The 16192-nt window shown below is 43.4% G+C and carries 17 protein-coding genes and 4 pseudogenes; 3 read left to right on the top strand and 18 right to left on the bottom strand.

Features of this window, described 5'->3' with window-relative positions:
- Positions 1-115 precede the first annotated feature (115 nt).
- The 3 genes and pseudogenes from DXA93_RS09920 to DXA93_RS09910 form a co-directional block, all read right to left on the bottom strand.
- Positions 116-802 (bottom strand): annotated as a pseudogene (locus tag DXA93_RS09920) (ABC transporter ATP-binding protein); the annotation flags it as partial.
- Positions 803-1000: 198 nt separating this feature from the next.
- Entirely contained in the window at positions 1001-2254 is a 1254-nt protein-coding gene (locus tag DXA93_RS09915) for an ATP-binding protein (protein WP_119208194.1), read from the bottom strand.
- A gap of 116 nt (positions 2255-2370) precedes the next feature.
- Positions 2371-2637 carry a TetR/AcrR family transcriptional regulator gene (locus DXA93_RS09910; RefSeq protein WP_118601292.1) on the bottom strand — a complete coding sequence of 89 codons (267 nt, stop codon included), beginning with the start codon at positions 2635-2637 and terminating at the stop codon, positions 2371-2373.
- Positions 2638-2945: 308 nt separating this feature from the next.
- On the opposite strand from DXA93_RS09910, the pseudogene DXA93_RS20925 reads away from it, so the two are divergent.
- A pseudogene (locus tag DXA93_RS20925) lies at positions 2946-3173 on the top strand (FCD domain-containing protein); the annotation flags it as partial.
- Positions 3174-3277: 104 nt separating this feature from the next.
- Here the strand turns inward: DXA93_RS20925 and DXA93_RS18490 are convergent.
- From DXA93_RS18490 to DXA93_RS20920, 9 genes and pseudogenes are all read right to left on the bottom strand, one after another.
- The gene (locus tag DXA93_RS18490; protein ID WP_118601294.1) at positions 3278-4015 is read right to left on the bottom strand and encodes an ABC transporter ATP-binding protein; all 738 of its coding nucleotides are present in this window, start codon (positions 4013-4015) and stop codon (positions 3278-3280) included.
- Positions 4005-4874: an ABC transporter ATP-binding protein gene (locus tag DXA93_RS09895; protein WP_118699742.1), complete on the bottom strand. Its 870-nt coding sequence runs from the start codon at positions 4872-4874 to the stop codon at positions 4005-4007. The genes DXA93_RS18490 and DXA93_RS09895 overlap by 11 nt, the downstream gene beginning before the upstream one ends.
- A gap of 61 nt (positions 4875-4935) precedes the next feature.
- Positions 4936-6585, bottom strand: coding sequence for an ABC transporter substrate-binding protein (locus DXA93_RS09890; RefSeq protein WP_118601296.1), 1650 nt, complete (start codon positions 6583-6585; stop codon positions 4936-4938).
- 101 nt (positions 6586-6686) lie between these two features.
- Complete coding sequence (locus DXA93_RS09885) at positions 6687-7508, bottom strand: ABC transporter permease (RefSeq protein WP_118601297.1); 822 nt, start codon at positions 7506-7508, stop codon at positions 6687-6689.
- The gene (locus DXA93_RS18485) at positions 7505-8047 is read right to left on the bottom strand and encodes an ABC transporter permease (protein WP_243109198.1); all 543 of its coding nucleotides are present in this window, start codon (positions 8045-8047) and stop codon (positions 7505-7507) included. The genes DXA93_RS09885 and DXA93_RS18485 overlap by 4 nt, the downstream gene beginning before the upstream one ends.
- A complete protein-coding gene (locus DXA93_RS18480) occupies positions 8044-8445 on the bottom strand; it encodes a hypothetical protein (protein WP_243109197.1) in 402 nt (133 codons plus the stop codon). Before DXA93_RS18480 ends, DXA93_RS18485 begins: the two co-directional genes overlap by 4 nt.
- Positions 8446-8454: 9 nt before the next feature.
- Complete coding sequence (locus DXA93_RS09875) at positions 8455-9201, bottom strand: class I SAM-dependent methyltransferase (RefSeq protein ID WP_158580598.1); 747 nt, start codon at positions 9199-9201, stop codon at positions 8455-8457.
- Positions 9202-9582: 381 nt separating this feature from the next.
- Positions 9583-10077, bottom strand: a complete 495-nt coding sequence (locus DXA93_RS20590; RefSeq protein ID WP_416388127.1) for an IS4 family transposase — start codon at positions 10075-10077, stop codon at positions 9583-9585.
- A 51-nt stretch (positions 10078-10128) separates the two neighbouring features.
- Positions 10129-10215, bottom strand: a pseudogene (locus DXA93_RS20920) (DUF6783 domain-containing protein); the annotation flags it as partial.
- Between the two features lie 127 nt (positions 10216-10342).
- On the opposite strand from DXA93_RS20920, the pseudogene DXA93_RS09865 reads away from it, so the two are divergent.
- Positions 10343-11928 (top strand): annotated as a pseudogene (locus tag DXA93_RS09865) (AAA family ATPase).
- A gap of 11 nt (positions 11929-11939) precedes the next feature.
- Positions 11940-12287, top strand: a complete 348-nt coding sequence (locus tag DXA93_RS09860; protein WP_118601301.1) for a DUF2116 family Zn-ribbon domain-containing protein — start codon at positions 11940-11942, stop codon at positions 12285-12287.
- Between the two features lie 47 nt (positions 12288-12334).
- Here the strand turns inward: DXA93_RS09860 and DXA93_RS09855 are convergent, their stop codons facing one another.
- The 6 genes from DXA93_RS09855 to DXA93_RS09830 form a co-directional block, all read right to left on the bottom strand.
- Positions 12335-12640, bottom strand: a complete 306-nt coding sequence (locus DXA93_RS09855; RefSeq protein ID WP_118601302.1) for a cupin domain-containing protein — start codon at positions 12638-12640, stop codon at positions 12335-12337.
- Positions 12641-12643: 3 nt separating this feature from the next.
- A complete protein-coding gene (locus tag DXA93_RS09850) occupies positions 12644-13288 on the bottom strand; it encodes an ABC transporter ATP-binding protein (RefSeq protein ID WP_118601303.1) in 645 nt (214 codons plus the stop codon).
- 4 nt (positions 13289-13292) lie between these two features.
- Positions 13293-14147 (bottom strand): hypothetical protein, encoded by an 855-nt coding sequence (locus DXA93_RS09845; protein WP_147399545.1) that lies wholly within the window; start codon positions 14145-14147, stop codon positions 13293-13295.
- An 89-nt stretch (positions 14148-14236) separates the two neighbouring features.
- A complete protein-coding gene (locus tag DXA93_RS09840) occupies positions 14237-14560 on the bottom strand; it encodes a hypothetical protein (protein WP_147399544.1) in 324 nt (107 codons plus the stop codon).
- A gap of 17 nt (positions 14561-14577) precedes the next feature.
- Positions 14578-14910, bottom strand: a complete 333-nt coding sequence (locus DXA93_RS09835) for a hypothetical protein (protein WP_119208188.1) — start codon at positions 14908-14910, stop codon at positions 14578-14580.
- A gap of 172 nt (positions 14911-15082) precedes the next feature.
- Positions 15083-16039, bottom strand: a complete 957-nt coding sequence (locus tag DXA93_RS09830) for a hypothetical protein (RefSeq protein ID WP_147399543.1) — start codon at positions 16037-16039, stop codon at positions 15083-15085.
- Positions 16040-16192 lie beyond the last annotated feature (153 nt).

Raw genomic sequence — 16192 nt, 5'->3', positions numbered from 1 at the left:
ACCATTTCTTCACATTTTCCTTTTTTAGTTTATCGCGCATCAAAAGAGCCCGTCCGGATATGCCAATCGGATATTCCAAACGGGCTCTTTCTATTTTTCAATTTTTACGGATCTGCTATGCCACAACATCCTCAAACTGCGAGTTATACAGATTTGCATAGAATCCATTTGCCGCGAGCAGCTCTTCGTGATTTCCCTGCTCGATGATATCGCCGTCTTTCATAACAAGGATCAGAATCTTGTTGTCTGCCAGAATGGCACGCGCAATCGCCAGACGCTGTTTCTGACCGCCGGAGACGTTGCTTCCGCCCTGGGCGATCGGCGTTTCGTATTTGTCATCTTTTGCTTCGATGAACTCAGTTGCCTGCGCAATTTCCGCTGCTTTTGCAATCTCTTCATCTGACGCATCATCTTTTCCAAAACGGAGGTTGGATGCGATCGTTCCGGAGAACAGAACACCTTTCTGCGGTACAAAACCGATTTCATCCCGCAGATCTTTCATTGTGATCCTGCGGATATCTTTTCCATCCAGTGTGATGGATCCGCCCGTTACATCGTAAAGACGCGGAATCAGGTTGACCAGTGTAGATTTTCTACAGCCGGTACTTCCGATGATCGCGGTTGTCTTTCCAGATTCTGCCACAAAGTCGATGTCATGAAGCACATCTTCCTCGGCACCCGGATATCGGAAGTTGACATGTTCGAAACGAACCACACCGTTTTTGACTTCCACTTTTCCCGGATTTTCTGCAGCTTCAATCGAGGACTTGGTCTGAATGACTTCGTCAATTCGTCCGGCAGCATGGACACCACATTCAGCTTTTTAAACTGATGCAATGCACGAAACAGTTCTTCAAAACTCTCTGTCACTCTTTTTCCCTTCTTCTTCCGCAAATATTTAATATCGTTATCTATTTACTAGTGTTAAATAATAACACCGGCAAGTTTCTCTGCCAAGAAAAATGCCGGTGTTTCTACTTTTTTTATAAATACGCAAGTTTTATTTTATACTATACTTCGTGTTGCGTCCCTTACCTTCCACAGTTATGATCCCTTTTTCCTCCATCTCTTTCAAAAGCTTTGTCGTTTTTGATCTTCCAAATGAAACATATGGTGCAATTTCCCCCATAGATTTCAACCTGTTTTTGCTTAATATCCCGTATATCATTTTCTCATCTTCTGTCAAATCCAGATTGCTTTCCCAGACCGGAAGTACAATCTGAATCGCATTTTCTGACACTTCAAACTCCGGTTTTCTTAAGCTTTTTTCGTAAAGTTGTCTGATTCTCATAATTCCCGTTCCAAAGATCTCAACAAATCCCAACCGGTAAAAAACATTTGCCAGATTTCTATTTCTTAAAACAGAAAGTTTTCCGGACAAATATTCCTCTTTTGTAATACCTGCCGGCAGACCTCCCGGAGAAACTACTTCGATTCGATCCTCAAACATCAGAACTCTGATTTGCGATTCCACATCCCAGATCCTGTGAATCAAACCATTGGCGATCGCCTCTCGAAATGCAGCTTCTGGTATTTTTTCTATTTTTTTTCTGTCCGCACCTTTAATTTCCTCATATTGATAGTAATCTCTGAAAATTTCAATCGCTTTCTCATACACCTCTAAAATCGATCTGTTTTCAAATGTTACTCTTTTCTGGATAATACTGATGTTTTCGCCGAATCTGACCATGTCGATTCCCGGAAAGTGGTTCTGATCTGCCAAAAGACCAGCGGCATTATTGTATCCATTGGCATTGTCGTATAGATTCAAGGTTTTCAGCGTGTCCTGGCTAAAGGTTTCGATCTGAATATGTTCTTTCAGCTTTCGCTGTAAAATCTGAAAGGTCAGATTCTGGTCTTTGCATGGCAGTTCTTCAAATCGGATATTTTTTCCTTCCAGAACAAGCCTGGAAAATTCCTGTGTATCTACTTCTATCGTCGCGGTATCATTTCGTTTATATGCTTTTGACCTATATAAATACGGCTTCTGCGCACCGCTTTGTACGGTAAGTTTGATAATTTTATCATTATTTTGTGTTTCCAGTTTATAATCTGGCTGTGGAGAAATACTGTCATTAATTTTATTTTCTATATCCAGGCATGACTGTTTTACATCCGATAAGCCTTTACTGTTTCCCTCGTCATCGACTCCAAACAGAATAACTCCACCGTCATAATTCGAAAAAGCACTTACTGTTTTCAGAAATGTATTGGTAATCGTTTCTTTAAATTCCATGATCCGTGTTTCTCGCATTCTGTTCACATCCTTTCCACTTTTTCATGCTTTTATTATACGCAAAACACGCAAAAAATCAATCGTATTTTTTTGCGATTGCTTTTTTGCGTGTTTTCAATCAATAAACTCGCGAATCAATTGTTTGTTTGCTTATTTCCATTCAAAAAATATTCGCAATCTGATTCGTTTAAAATTTTCAGCGTTCTGCCTCCTGCTGCCGGTTCCACCAGAGCGCCAAACAGTCCTTCCTTGTCCCGGAACCGGGAATAAATAGAACCCGTGGTTGTCTCTGCTTTTGCCGCAATTGTGCGAAGCGATGCATCCGCATATCCTTTTTCCAGAAACCCCTCCTTTGCACAGGATAAAATTCGCTCTGAAACGCCTTCGATTGGTTTTGTCAAGTTAACCTTCCTTCTTATAACAGTGTTATATAACGCTGTTATAAATATAAATCGTTTTCTTTTTGTTGTCAAATACGGTAATTGTCAAGGTCGGTTTTTCAAATACGCTTTCTGTTTCCATCTTGAATGGATTCCTGCTCCATGTTAGAATAAACACACAATGAAATTTCTATCTTAATCAGACTTTAGCAAAAACAAGAGTTTTTATGGGATGAAATAAATCAACCTTATCTGAACAAACTTATCAGATTCTGCGAGACGATATTTTAACGCAGAAGATCAAATGCGGAGAAAAGCTGAAAGCCGAAGTGACCTCTATTTTTGCCAAAGGGCGCGAAGCCGCAAAATGCGGGGACATAAAAACCTGGAACGACTGCTCCGATGATTTTCACCTGGTCTTCTACCGCTATTGCAACAATTCCCGACTCACCGAGTCTGCCAAACGCCTCAAAAGCGGCATTTCCATTTTTTCCAACCAGTACAGCCAGGAAACCGCCATCCAGACGAGCATTGATGCCGAACATGAAGCAATTTTCGCTGCTTACCAGAACGGTGAAACAGAAAAAGCCGTCCAGATGATGAAAACTCATCTAAACGACTCTCATGCCCTCCTGCTGAAATACTCCGGCCCTGCTGCAGCTTATTGCGCTTCATCCGGCACACACTTTATTTTCTTTATTTCTCCATCAAAAAGCATCAGAATCCGGTCGCAGACATTTGCTACCAGCGCCAGATCATGGGAAATAAAAAGCATGGCCATATGCTCTTCTTGTTGAATCTCTTTCAGAAGATCCACGATTTCCTTCTGCACCGAAACATCCAGCGCGCTTGTTGCTTCATCGCAAATCAACAGCGCCGGATGCCGCAGCAGTGCTCTGGCAATACAGACTCTCTGGCATTCCCCTCCGCTGATCTGCGATGGATATTTGGCGAGATAGCTCACCGGAAGGTGCACACGTTCCAAAATCTCTTCACACTGCCTTTTTCTTTCTGTTTTCGGAATTTTTCTGTAATAAAGCAATGCGTCATCCAGATTCTGCCCAATCGTCATCTTCGGATTCAGGGAAGATTTCGGATTCTGAAAAATCATCTGCACTTTTTTTCCAATTTCTTTTTGCGTCCTTTTTCCGGAAATCTGTTTTCCTTCCAGGTAAATGCATCCTTTCGTTGCCGTCGTAATGCCTGTCAGGATCTTTACGATTGTACTTTTACCGCTTCCGCTGTTTCCAATCAGCCCCAGACACTCTCCCGGCATCATTTCAAAACTGATGTCTTTTAATACATAAGTTCCATCTGAATTTCTGTGAAACTGTTTTTTTAAATGTTCCACCCGAAGCAGTGCTTCCATACCATTTCCGTACCTTTCTCTATCCCTCATCGAGTACAAGTTTCACCGGCTGCGGAATTGCCGCAATCAGTTTTTTCGTATAATCCTCTTTTGGGTCGTTCCATATTTCTTCCGGCAAACCCGATTCTATGATCCGGCCCTGATACATAACGCCGATTTCATCGGCAAGTCTTCTTGCAACTTCCATATTATGTGTCACCAGCAGAATCGAAAGATCTGTCTTTTTCCGCAGTGCGAGCAGCGTCTCGATCGTCATATCCTGTGAGGCGACATCCAGCGCACTGGTCGGTTCATCTGCCAGTAAAAGGGACGGCTGATTCATAATCGCAAGCGCAATTGCAACACGCTGACACATTCCTCCGCTTAATTCAAATGGATATGATTTTAAAACGCGCTGCGGGTTTTCAAATCGAAGCTCTTTTAAAAGCTCTTCCGCATCCTCTAAAATCTCTTTTTTGCTTTTTTTCCCCGCTGTTTTTGCATGCATATTTTGGCATTCCACAAACTGTTTCCCGATTTTGGCAAGCGGGCTTAATGACTGTTCCGGGTTCTGAAAAATATAACCCATTTTGTTTCCATGGACTTCACACCATTCCTTCTCTGAAAGCTGTATCAGATTCTGTTCTCCCATCCAGATATCTCCGGAAACAATTTTTCCCTCTTTTGTCAGGAGTCCTCCGATTGTACGAAGCAGAGTCGATTTTCCAGAACCACTCTCGCCGACAATAACGTAAATTTTCCCGGGAGAAAGAGAAAAGCTGACACCGTCAACTGCCAGCTTTTCTCCATATGTTACCGTTAAACGATCCACAATCAGATTTTTCTCTATTTGATTTTTCTCTGCCAGATGTTTGTCTGTCTTATTCTCTTCTATCCTGTTTTTTTTCATCTTTTGCGATCCGTTTCGTCTTTCGCCGTTGTTCCGGCTTTTGTTTCCTGTGCTTCTTTATTTATTCTTCCACAGACAGAGTATTGGTTACCAGATAATATTCCGTCGGATTGATCTGTACTCCTTTTACTTTGTTGGAGTATACAAAGATCAGCTGCTGATCTGCCACAAATGCAAATGGCATATCATCCAGTACCTGCTGCTCCAGTTCTCTGGTAAGAGAAACCACTTTGTCGTTATCCGATGTGGTACCAATTTCCGCTGCCAGCGCGTCTACTTTTTCGTTGGAATATCCACCATAATTGTTGCTGGCTCCCGTCGTAAACAACATATTGATAAAGTACGACGGAGTTCCAATCGGCGCCATGGCATAGTTTAAAATAGCAAGATCGAAATCACCCGATGCAAGAGGATCATCCAGCACATCCTGTGTCTCAATGGAAAGCTCAATTCCAATCTGGGACAGTTCTGCCTGAAGCATATCAGCAAGCTGGATGCAGTTGTCATTGTAGCTGTAAGTCAGCACTTTGAACGAAAGATTCACGCCGTCTTTGTCGAGGATACCATCTCCATCGGTATCCTGGTATCCTGCATCTGCAAGAATTTCTTTTGCTTTATCCGCATCGTAGGAATCGACGGTCAGATTTAATCCGTCTGTACCGCCAAATGCCAGGTTGTCCGGATAAATTCCATAGCACGGAGTTGCAAATCCCTGATAAACAACATCTGCATAGCCTTCACGGTCAATACAGTAATTGATTGCCTGACGTACTGCCAGATCGTCCAGTCCTTCTGTTTTCAGATTGAAGCTTAAAAAGTTTGCTCTTGTTGTCGTCACGGTATCGGTTGTATATTTCGAAGTATCTGTGAACTTTGATGCTCCGTTTGCTGTTTCCTGTGCGATCAGGTCAATCTCTCCGTTAGCAAGTGCCATATCCAGCGCATCCTGATCGTCGATAATTTTCAGCTCTACGGTGTCTGCCTTCGGAGCGCCGCCCCAGTAATTTTCGTTGGCACGCATTTTGACATCCGTCATAGCGGTAAACGAAGTTGCAACGTAAGGTCCTGTGCAGGAAACACCAAGCTCCTCATCCGGTTCTTCTGTTGCATCATAAATACCGAGAAGCGGATCACACAGATCATTTAACAGTGTTGGATTTGGTTCCGGCGTTACAATTGTAAATTTCATGCCGTCTGCTTCCATGGATTTGATTTTTAAGGTCGAATCTGCTCTCTCATTTTTCTCATAGGTACGCTCAAAGCATGCTTTTACTGCTTTTGCATCTACCGTTTTTCCGTTTGAGAACGTTACGCCATCACGAATGGTGAAAACCCAAGTATTTTCATCCGGTGTCTCTACCGATTCTGCGATCCATGGCTGCGGCTCAATATTTTCATCCAGACGGTACAGATTTTCGCTGATTCCATAGATGGACATGATCCAGCCATCCCAGTTATACGCAACGTCCAGACTTTCTGCACCAAAGAAACCGGTAGTAGCTCCAAGAACGAGATCTGCTCTTTCTCCATCTGTAGTCGTTTCCCCGGACTTTGAAACTGCGCCTGCTGCTTCCTCGGATGCTGAAGTCACACTTGCTGCTTCCGAACCTGATTTGGAAGATGTTTCACTCTCATTTGCCGTGCCGCATCCCGTTGCAAGAGATGCGAACAGGCAGGCTGCCATCATGACACTTACAATCTCTTTTTTCATTTGATTTTTCTCCTCTTTTTTGGTTTTTCCCGTCTTTCAGACGATCTTTTTTATGGATCATCTGTCCGCCTTTTCGCGTTGCAGGTGGTTTCATCTTGAATTTAATTTTCTGTTCTTGCTTCTTTCTTATGTACAAACTCGCTCAGTCGGTCTCCGAACAGCTGAAAAACTGTCACAACCAGAAACAGGGCCAGACCATTAAAAACGATAATCCATGGTGCTTTCTGCAGATAATCTCTCGCCTCGCTCATAACGGCTCCCCACTCTGCGGTAGGACGCGCAGCACCGAGTCCCAGAAACGAAAGTCCTGCCATACTGAGGATTACACTTCCAATATCCATAGCCGCTGTTACAATAAGGCTTCCCATCATATTGGGCAGAATATAGGCTGTTATCATGCGATAAAGCGGTACACCGTTCATTCTTGCGGCATATATATAATTTTCCTGTTTCATGGAAACCACAAGACTCCGGGAAAGCCGTGCATACGTTGTCCAGTACACGGCGCTTAAGGCAAGCACGCCGTTCCACAGGCCGACACCTAAAATTCCCGCAATCGCAATCGACAGTACAAAAGCAGGAAAAGCCTGGAAAACCAGCGTGATTTTCATCAGAATCTCATCCAGAACCCCGCCTGCAAATCCGGCCAGAATTCCAACCAGTGTTCCCACCAGAAATACGATTCCGACAATCAGAAGTGCTGTATAAATCGATGTCCTGCTTCCCGCCAGAATACGGCAGAACACGCACCGCCCCAGATTGTCCGTTCCAAACAAATATTCTTTGCACGGCGATAAGAATGCATTTCTTACATTCACCGCATACGGATCGTGGCGGATCAGATGCGGACCGATTACCGGGATGATTAAGATAACTGCGAGAAACAACAGACTGATTTTAAATTTTCCATCCATTTTTTTCATCGTGCACTCTTTTCCCTTCTGACTCTTGGAACCAGAATCTGACACAAAAACTCTACTGCAGCATTTATCAGCAGGTAAATCATTGCCATCCAGACAACATAAGCCTGAATCACCGGATAATCCCGCGCGCTGATGGATGTCACAGCAAGTCTTCCGACTCCCGGCCAGGAAAAAATAGTTTCCACAATGGCAGAACCGCCAAGCAGAGTTCCAAATGACATGCCAAGCAACGTAACAATCGGAAGCATACAATTTTTCAGCACGTGGAAAAAGAGAATCCGGTTCTCCGAAGCTCCTCTTGACTTTAAACCATCGACATACTCCTGTTCCAGCTCCTGAAGCACAATGCCGCGAATCTGGCGGATATACCAGGCAGACAGTGTCAGCGCCAGGACAAGAGCCGGCATAATAATTCCTTTTCCACTTACCGATCCTATGACCGGCAGAAGCTGCAGTTTCATGGACAGTACATACATCATCAGCAGCGCCAGGAAAAAGGATGGAAGGGAGGACAGAAAATAAGTGACGAAACGAATCATATTGTCAAACCCTCTGCCTTATACTTCGCACACAGTACTCCGATCGGAAAGGAAATCAGGATCGTAAGCGCGAGCGCTGCCACTGTCAGAAGCAGAGTCGCCGGAATCGTTTTCTTTAACTCGCCGGCCACGGCTTTTCCTGTTTTATAGGATTCTCCCAGATCTCCGTGGAAGAATTCATTCAGCCATCTTCCATACTGCACGGCAAAGGGATCATTCAGGCCAAGCTCTTCCCGTTTTAATTCCAGTGCCTTTTCCGAAACACGCATACCGGATTTTTTCAGTGCCACCATTGCCGGATCTCCCGGCGAATGATAAACCAGTAAAAAAGAAAGGAACGTAATTCCGATCAGCAGAAGTATTGTTTTTCCGATCACTGTTAACCATTTTTTTATCATGCTATTCCTCTACTTTACCGCGCGGAGCATAAAAAGCGGGGTCGATGCAAAATTAATTTTTTCTACATCATCCCAGACTTTTTTCCAGACCTCCCTGTCTGCCGTTGCTTCGCAAAAACCAGCCCGACGAATCATCCTCAGATCTTCTGTCGGACGCGCGCATCTGCTCAGAATCAGATTTCTGGCGATTTCTTCCATCTTATACGCTTCATCATATGCATTGAAATCAAAAACTTCTGCATCCTCTACATTTCTGTGATCCTCTTCGAATGCATTCTTCTGTTTGTCATCAAAAAGATAGTTATACCATCCTGCATCAAAATTTAAAAGAATGCCTCCTTTTTTCAGAACACGGCACCATTCCTGATATGCCTTCTGCGGTTCTTCCAGATTCCAGGTGAGATTTCTTGTTACAATTACATCAAAACTTCCGTCCTGTATGTTTTCTAGATTCTGCACATCTCCTCTCATCCATGTGATCCTGGAAGCATACGTTCCCGCATTCTGCATAGCATGGTTCAGCATTTCCTGCGTATAATCTACCGCGGTCACATCATACCCTCTTTTTGCCAGGCTAATGGCGAAAAATCCAGGACCAGTTCCCATATCGGCTATTTTTATCTTTTTATCCTCTGGAATTTCTTTCAATATGACATCCATCCAGCTCTTTTCATTGCTGTGATTCAGTTCATGACAGACAACATCCGAATAGCTCTCTGCCCGGCGTGTCCAATATTCTTCTACTTCTTTTAACATTTTCATAGTCTGCCTGTTCTTTTCTATCTGTAATTAAAGTCAAAATCCTCTTGCAGGTCTGCTGCAAAAGGATTTTGGAATTGATTTGCAGGAAGCAGAGGAAAACGCCCCGAAGCGGAGGAATGGCGGCGATTTACAGCTGTTCCCGCATCCTGCGCGTCAAAAAGTGCGGAACTTTCTGACGTTACAGGATCAAAAATTTTTGACGTAAGCATAATAACATAAAAAAAAACGCTAAAATAAGCCCCTCTGGGGGATATTTTTCGCGTTTTTTCAAATTTTTTTTTAATACAACCACTATTTTGCCCATCTCAATTACTTGCGTAAATTCGATGGACACGTCTTATATCCCCATAGCTAAAGCCTTAACTTGACCCATATTTATACAAGATAATTTCGATAAGCAAGCAATGAATATAGTACATCCAGTCCTTGCCAGATAGAACGTACTCCGGGCATACCATCGCTCGGAGCACCTTTCGTCCCTCCAAGAACTCCCAGATCATAAATTGCTTCTTTAAGTGAATACGCTTCAGGAATTTCCTTGCTTTTTCTTGCGCAACAACATAATACTTTCCATTCCTCTTCAGCAAATACGATCCCACTTGAAATTTCCGGACATATTTTCCCAAGATAAGTCAGATTTAATATCTGCATTGCAATGACAGAATATAATAACGTCAGAAAGCTTAATCTCCCATATTCCCTTGCCTGGTTCTTTTCTATTTTGCATCCACTCTTTAATATAAAATGAAACCGTTCTATCTTCCATCTGTGTGCATAACACTGTACCAGCTTTTTTATTTCTTTTTCGCTCTTTACCGTTACCGTTGTCAGCCGTGACATGTGACAATAGGCGGTAATACATAACGCCAGAGCGTGTCTGAAAAAGGCTTTTCGCAGGCTGCGAGTCCCGTTTGTGGGAGATTTTGTCCGAATGAAGGTAGCGTAGCGTGCTACGGCAACTGAATGAGGGCAAAATGCACCGCAAAGTGGTGCTTGCAACACAGCATGTTCACGCTTGAATCAGGTGCTGAGGAAATAGCAATGAATCGTGTTCCTGGTTTTTGCCGGTCTTGCTATTTTCGTAGGTGGGTGATAAAATGACGATAGATCGTGAGATCAAAAAGGGAGGAATGTTGTGGGACGATTCTTTAATTCGAAGGTCAATGCGTTTCAGGATGTGTTAAACTCCAAAATATATATCGATAAAACAGGATTACTGGAATACACCAACAGTGTGATAGACACAACATCAAAGTTTATCTGCAACAGCCGACCCAGAAGATTTGGAAAATCAATCACGGCGGATATGCTCACTGCGTATTACAGCAGAAGTCTGGATACGGAAGAAATTTTCGAAAAACTTGAGGTCGGAAAAACAGCGGATTTTCGAAAGCATCTGAATCAGTACGACGTGATTCATATTGACATTCAGTGGTGTATTGAGCCGGCCGGAGGTGCAGATCAGGTAATCACTTTTATTAACAAAAATGTGATTGAAGAGCTGCGTGAAACATATGAAAAAGAATTATCGGAGGGAACATCGTCGCTTCCGGATGCGTTGTCACAGATCAGTGCAAAAACAGGAAAAAAGTTTATTCTGATTCTGGACGAGTGGGATGTACTGATTCGAGATGAGGCGGCAAATCAGAAAATACAGGATGAATATATCAACTTTTTGCGAGGGCTTTTTAAGGGAACGGAACCTTCGAAATATATTCATCTTGCATATCTGACTGGAATCCTGCCGATCAAAAAAATAAGGACACAGTCTGCACTGAACAATTTTTCAGAATTTACAATGCTGGATGCGAAAGTTTTTGCAAAATACACTGGTTTTACAGAAGAAGAAGTGCAGGCGCTCTGTCGGACATACAACAGCGATTTTGAAAAAGTAAAGCGCTGGTATGACGGATATCTGCTGGAAGAGTATCAGGTTTATAATCCAAAAGCAGTTGTAGAGGTTATGACCTGGAATAAATATCAGAGCTACTGGTCAGAAACGGGCACGTATGAATCAATTGTACCGATGATTAACATGAATTTTGATGGTCTGAAAACGGCAATGATTGAACTGCTGGCAGGCGGATCTGTGAAGGTAGATACTTCAACGTTTCAGAATGATATGATAAACTTTTCCGATAAGGATGATGTGCTCACATACCTCATCCATCTGGGGTATCTGGGATATGATCAGCAGCAGGAAACAGCGTTTGTGCCAAATGAAGAAATACGGCTGGAGCTGACGAAGGCGGTAAAAAGAAAAAAATGGAATGAATGGATTTCGTTTCAGAGAGAATCGGATGCACTGCTGGATGCGACACTGGATGGAGATGCGGAAGCGTTGCTGAAAAGATAGAAGAAATTCACATGGCCTATACATCTGTAATTCAGTATCACGATGAAAATTCATTGAGCAGTGTGATTTCGATCGCATATTTAAGTGCTATGCAGTATTATTTCAAACCTGTCCGTGAAATGCCGACAGGAAGAGGATTTGCAGATTTCGTGTTTTTACCGAAACCGGAATATATACAGCAGTACCCGGCGATGGTTGTGGAATTGAAATGGAATAAGAGTGCACAGACAGCGTTGAATCAGATCGCGGATAAAAAATATCCGGAGTCTTTGCGACAGTATACGGGAGAAGTTCTGCTAGTGGGAATCAATTACGACAAGAAAAGTAAAAAACATGAGTGTGGAATTGAGAGCTATGAAAAATAGGAGGAATCTGTATGAAAAGATGTAGTTACTGTGGCAAAAAAATAAACGGAAGTGTTGGATTTTGCAGTGATGCATGCGAAAGCCGCTATAAAAAAGTAATGGAAAAAGATGGACCTAAAGTTAAATATTTTATTTCCGGTATTATTTTAGGATTCCTGGTGATGTTTTATGGAATTATATCAAACAGCAGCTTCCTGATAGGGATGGGAAGCATAGTAATAGGAATTGATGTTGTTTTCTTTCCGTTTACCACGCCGGAAACAACCGCTTTTTTGGGATATCAAAAGGCAAAATTAGTGGGCCGCGTAGCAGGTATATTACTGATAGCAGTTGGAATATGGGTGGGGACTATTCACTGATGAACAGAGATGCAGAAGCTGCCGCATTAACGTGCGGCAGCTTATTTTTACAGCAATTCCGCTTTTTTTTGGATCATTGCCAGAAATACCAGCGGTTCTTTTCCGCTACAGGAAACGGCATGGCCGCTGCCGTCCTCGCAGAACGTCGTCATGCCCGCCTGCATCGGATATGTTTTGTTATTATCCTGATATATTCCCTCCCCGGACAGAATGTGATACACTTCCGTCTCGCCGTGATGCTCATGGTACGGGAGCTCATCGCCCGGTAAAATCGTTACTTTTGCAAAGAGTGTCACCTTTCCGGAAAGGCGTTCGCCTTCCAGCAATTTTTCTGTTGTGTGTCTGTCTGCCATTGTTCACGTCCTCGTTTTCGTAATCTTTCCTCTGTCAATCTCCACCGTCGTATCGCACAGTGCCGCGATGTCTTCCCGGTTGTGGCTGGCCAGAAGAATCGTTTTTCCTTCCTCTTTTAACTTCAAAAACAGCTGCCGCATCTCCTGCACGCCCTGGTTGTCGAGACCGTTCATCGGTTCGTCCAGGATCAGGAGAGAAGGTTCTTCCATAATCGTCTGTGCAATGCCGAGACGCTGGCGCATGCCGAGCGAATACTTGCCGACATGCTTTTTCGCTTCCGGATCCAGTCCGACTTTTCGGATAGCCTCATCGATCTCCTTTTTCCCGATCTTCCTGCGGATGCCGGCGAGAAACTGCAGATTCTGTCTGGCGCTGTATCCCGGAAGAAAGCCCGGCGTCTCGATGATGGCGCCAATACTCTCCGGCGCTTCAATCTCTTTCCCGATCTGTTTTCCATCCACCAAAACCGCTCCATCGTCCACCCGAAGAAATCCACAGATGCATTTGAACAGAACCGTCTTGCCACTTCCGTTTCTTCCGATCATTCCGTGAATTTTTCCTTTTTCAAAACTCAGGCTGATCCCGTCCAGCGCCGCGTAGCTGCCAAACTTTTTTGTCACGTTTTCTATTCTTATCTTTTCTTCCATTCTTTCAGATTTCCTCCACAAAGTTCAGATCCTTTTTCCGAATCCCGAGATACGAGAGGATCGTGCATGCGCCGATGACAATCGCAAAGACACTGTAAACATATGCCATCGACGGCCCGTTTCCATACCCCTGCCACTTGTAGCTCGCAATGTTCATCCAAAGCGGCGGTGCGCAGTAATAGCCGATTGTGATGTTGGAAAATTTGCTGAGCAGAAGCGCGGTGAGTGCGATGCCGCAGTTGATGACGATTCCAAATCCCCTGTGTACCAGAAAATTTCCGGCATAACTCACAACGCCTGTCATAACCGACAGGCACCAGATTGCAAGCATTGTGAGCCCCATTGCCTCCTGCGGCGAAAATCGCGAAAGGATCAGATAATCCAACGGTTCCTGGTCAAAGGTATATGCCGCATTCGTCTGAGCCAGCGTACTGATCACCTTCCCCCATCCGGTTTCCCACCCTACATTCGGAAACACAAGCAGTACCGGAATCATACTTAAGCATATGGTGTAAAAAAAGGAAACAACCACAATGTATAGCATGTTTCCCCAAAACCAGCTTTTCCGCCCGGCCCGCAGAATCTGCCACCCGCTGTTCGGTTCCAGAAACGGAGCATCACAGAAAAGCAGCAGAGCCCCAAGAACGATGATAATCTGGTCTCCATTATATCTGGTCATAAACGGCAGCATCCAAAAAGTCACATCAACTCCGGTCTGCTCGCAGAAGCCTCGAATACCCGCCGTCATTACATGAAAAAGGATCGCAATCCACAACAGCGCAACATAAAACCGTGGTGTTGTGAATGTTTTCCGCAAACGTATCTGACATACCCGAAGGCTCATCCGTATTCTATCCATTCTGCGCCCTCCTCTTTACCACTCGCACGAAAATTACACCTTCCATTCCTGTCAGAATAAGGAAATAACCAGCTATCACAAAAAAATCCTTAAAATTCCGGATACTTCCCCCATGGAGCTGGTACCATCTCATCTGGCCCGGCAGCTGCAGCGCTTCTGCTACAAGCTGGCTTGCATAATAAAAAAAGAGCCGGTGTGCTGACCAGCACAAACAGATTTTTTATTTTTCCCGATATCATAAGCGCAAAAACTGCCATAAATGCATACTTGACAGCCTCAACTCCAAATCTTGCGGCAAGGTAAAACGGCAGAACGAGTCCATTTCCATAGCTTAAACTGCCTGTTAATGTTTCAAGCTCTTCTTTTTTTATCCACGGTATTTTTAATGCCAAAACGCCATAAACAACTGCCATTCCCAGAAAAATACTGATCACAGAACCGAAAAAGGCAACCACCAGATGCGACCAGCATATGCTGTTCTCCCTATGCGTGTCTCAATGCATCTAAGATAGCCATTTCTGCTGTCTTCCCAATAGCTCAGCGCAAACGGCAGCACAGCCAGCACAGAAAACACTTCAAAAAATGCACCCACACCATGGCTGCTGACAACCAGGTAATATACCGATACATTCCACCGGCTCTGCATTGCTTCCTGACTGATGTTCAACACGGTAACCAGCATCGCACCTGCAATGGCAAAATAAAATTTTCCTGATAAAAACATTCTTTTAAAATCCATTTTTATCATTCGAAAAAACTTCATGAAAGATCACCTTCTTTCTGTTTTGATTTTCGAGATGGTTTTACCGGTTGGTACATTCCCTCTCTCGAAACTTCTCTTCGCCTCTATAAAAGATGTGACCCCGCTTAGCCCGGAGCCACATCTTTCACAAAAATAATTTATTCTTTGAGTAAATCATAAAGCTCAGACAAACTCACCCTGCAATTTCCCGTCCATCCAGTGCATTGATGTAAACATACTGTTCGATCTCATCTTCTATAAATCGAAACTGCCACGCAGGAATCATATCGCACATCCAATGCCCCGTTTCATTTCTTCCCGTTGTCATCGGGTAATAAATCAGTTTCATCTGATCCAGCGTAATCGGCTCAGCAATTGCCAAATCATACTTATTTCTCAGCGTTTCCAAGATAATATCTTTTTCCGCAAGAGATACCGGTTCCTTTTCCCGGATAGCATAGTGATTAACTGCTTGAAGATATTGAATCCCGCCCTCCGTTATAACAGCCTGTATTTTAGATGACGGAATATAAAGATCATCCTGCCGGTTAATTTCATTGCATAATACAGGAACCCCATTCAGATAACCCTGAAAAAGCACCAGGAAACAATCATCTGCTTTTGACCACTCATATTTCTGAATCTTCTGAGGCTTTAGCAATTCTCCATTCTCGATTGCCTGTTCCATTAATTCCTGCTGTTTTTCCATCTGTTCATACGAAAAACTGTATTTACTGGTCAATTCAACTTTTTCCCAGTCTCCAATCCATCTAACAAACTCTTTTCCTTCCTCTATCAGCTTTTCTTCGTCTTCCAATGAAATTTTCTGCTCATTGTCTCTGACCAAAATCCCTTCACCATAGGCTGATGTAATATATTCAACAGGTAAATTATAATAAACTTTTTTTCCTTCTTCCGTTTCCACTCCTAATATATTGCTGACAGACACCGTTCCATTTTGATTTTTTAATTGTTCGCCAAGTATTCCCTCATACGAATAACAAACATCTGGCTCTCCCATGTCTCCTTTTCTTGTTTCCAATCCACTTTCCGGAAGTTTCCCAAGTATTTTATTGAACACACTTTCTCCTTGAAATCCATCCACTTCTATCATACATTTTTCAAACTCGTTCCATTTTTTGTCCGGCATGTCAACAACCGCATCAATTTTTGCCTGGCTGCCAAGCTGAAAACGGATGTGCTCACCATTGCTTAATTCCTGATCCTTTTCATGTGTCACATTTGTTTCCGTTTCATCATTGCTGATAGAACTATTCCGTTCTTCTCCATTTTCCTGTTTTTC

This window comes from Blautia sp. OF09-25XD (genome assembly GCF_003482095.1).
Lineage (GTDB): Bacteria > Bacillota > Clostridia > Lachnospirales > Lachnospiraceae > Fusicatenibacter > Fusicatenibacter saccharivorans.
The sequence above is the reverse complement of the archived record's forward strand: the minus strand, read 5'-3'. Positions and strand labels throughout refer to the sequence as shown.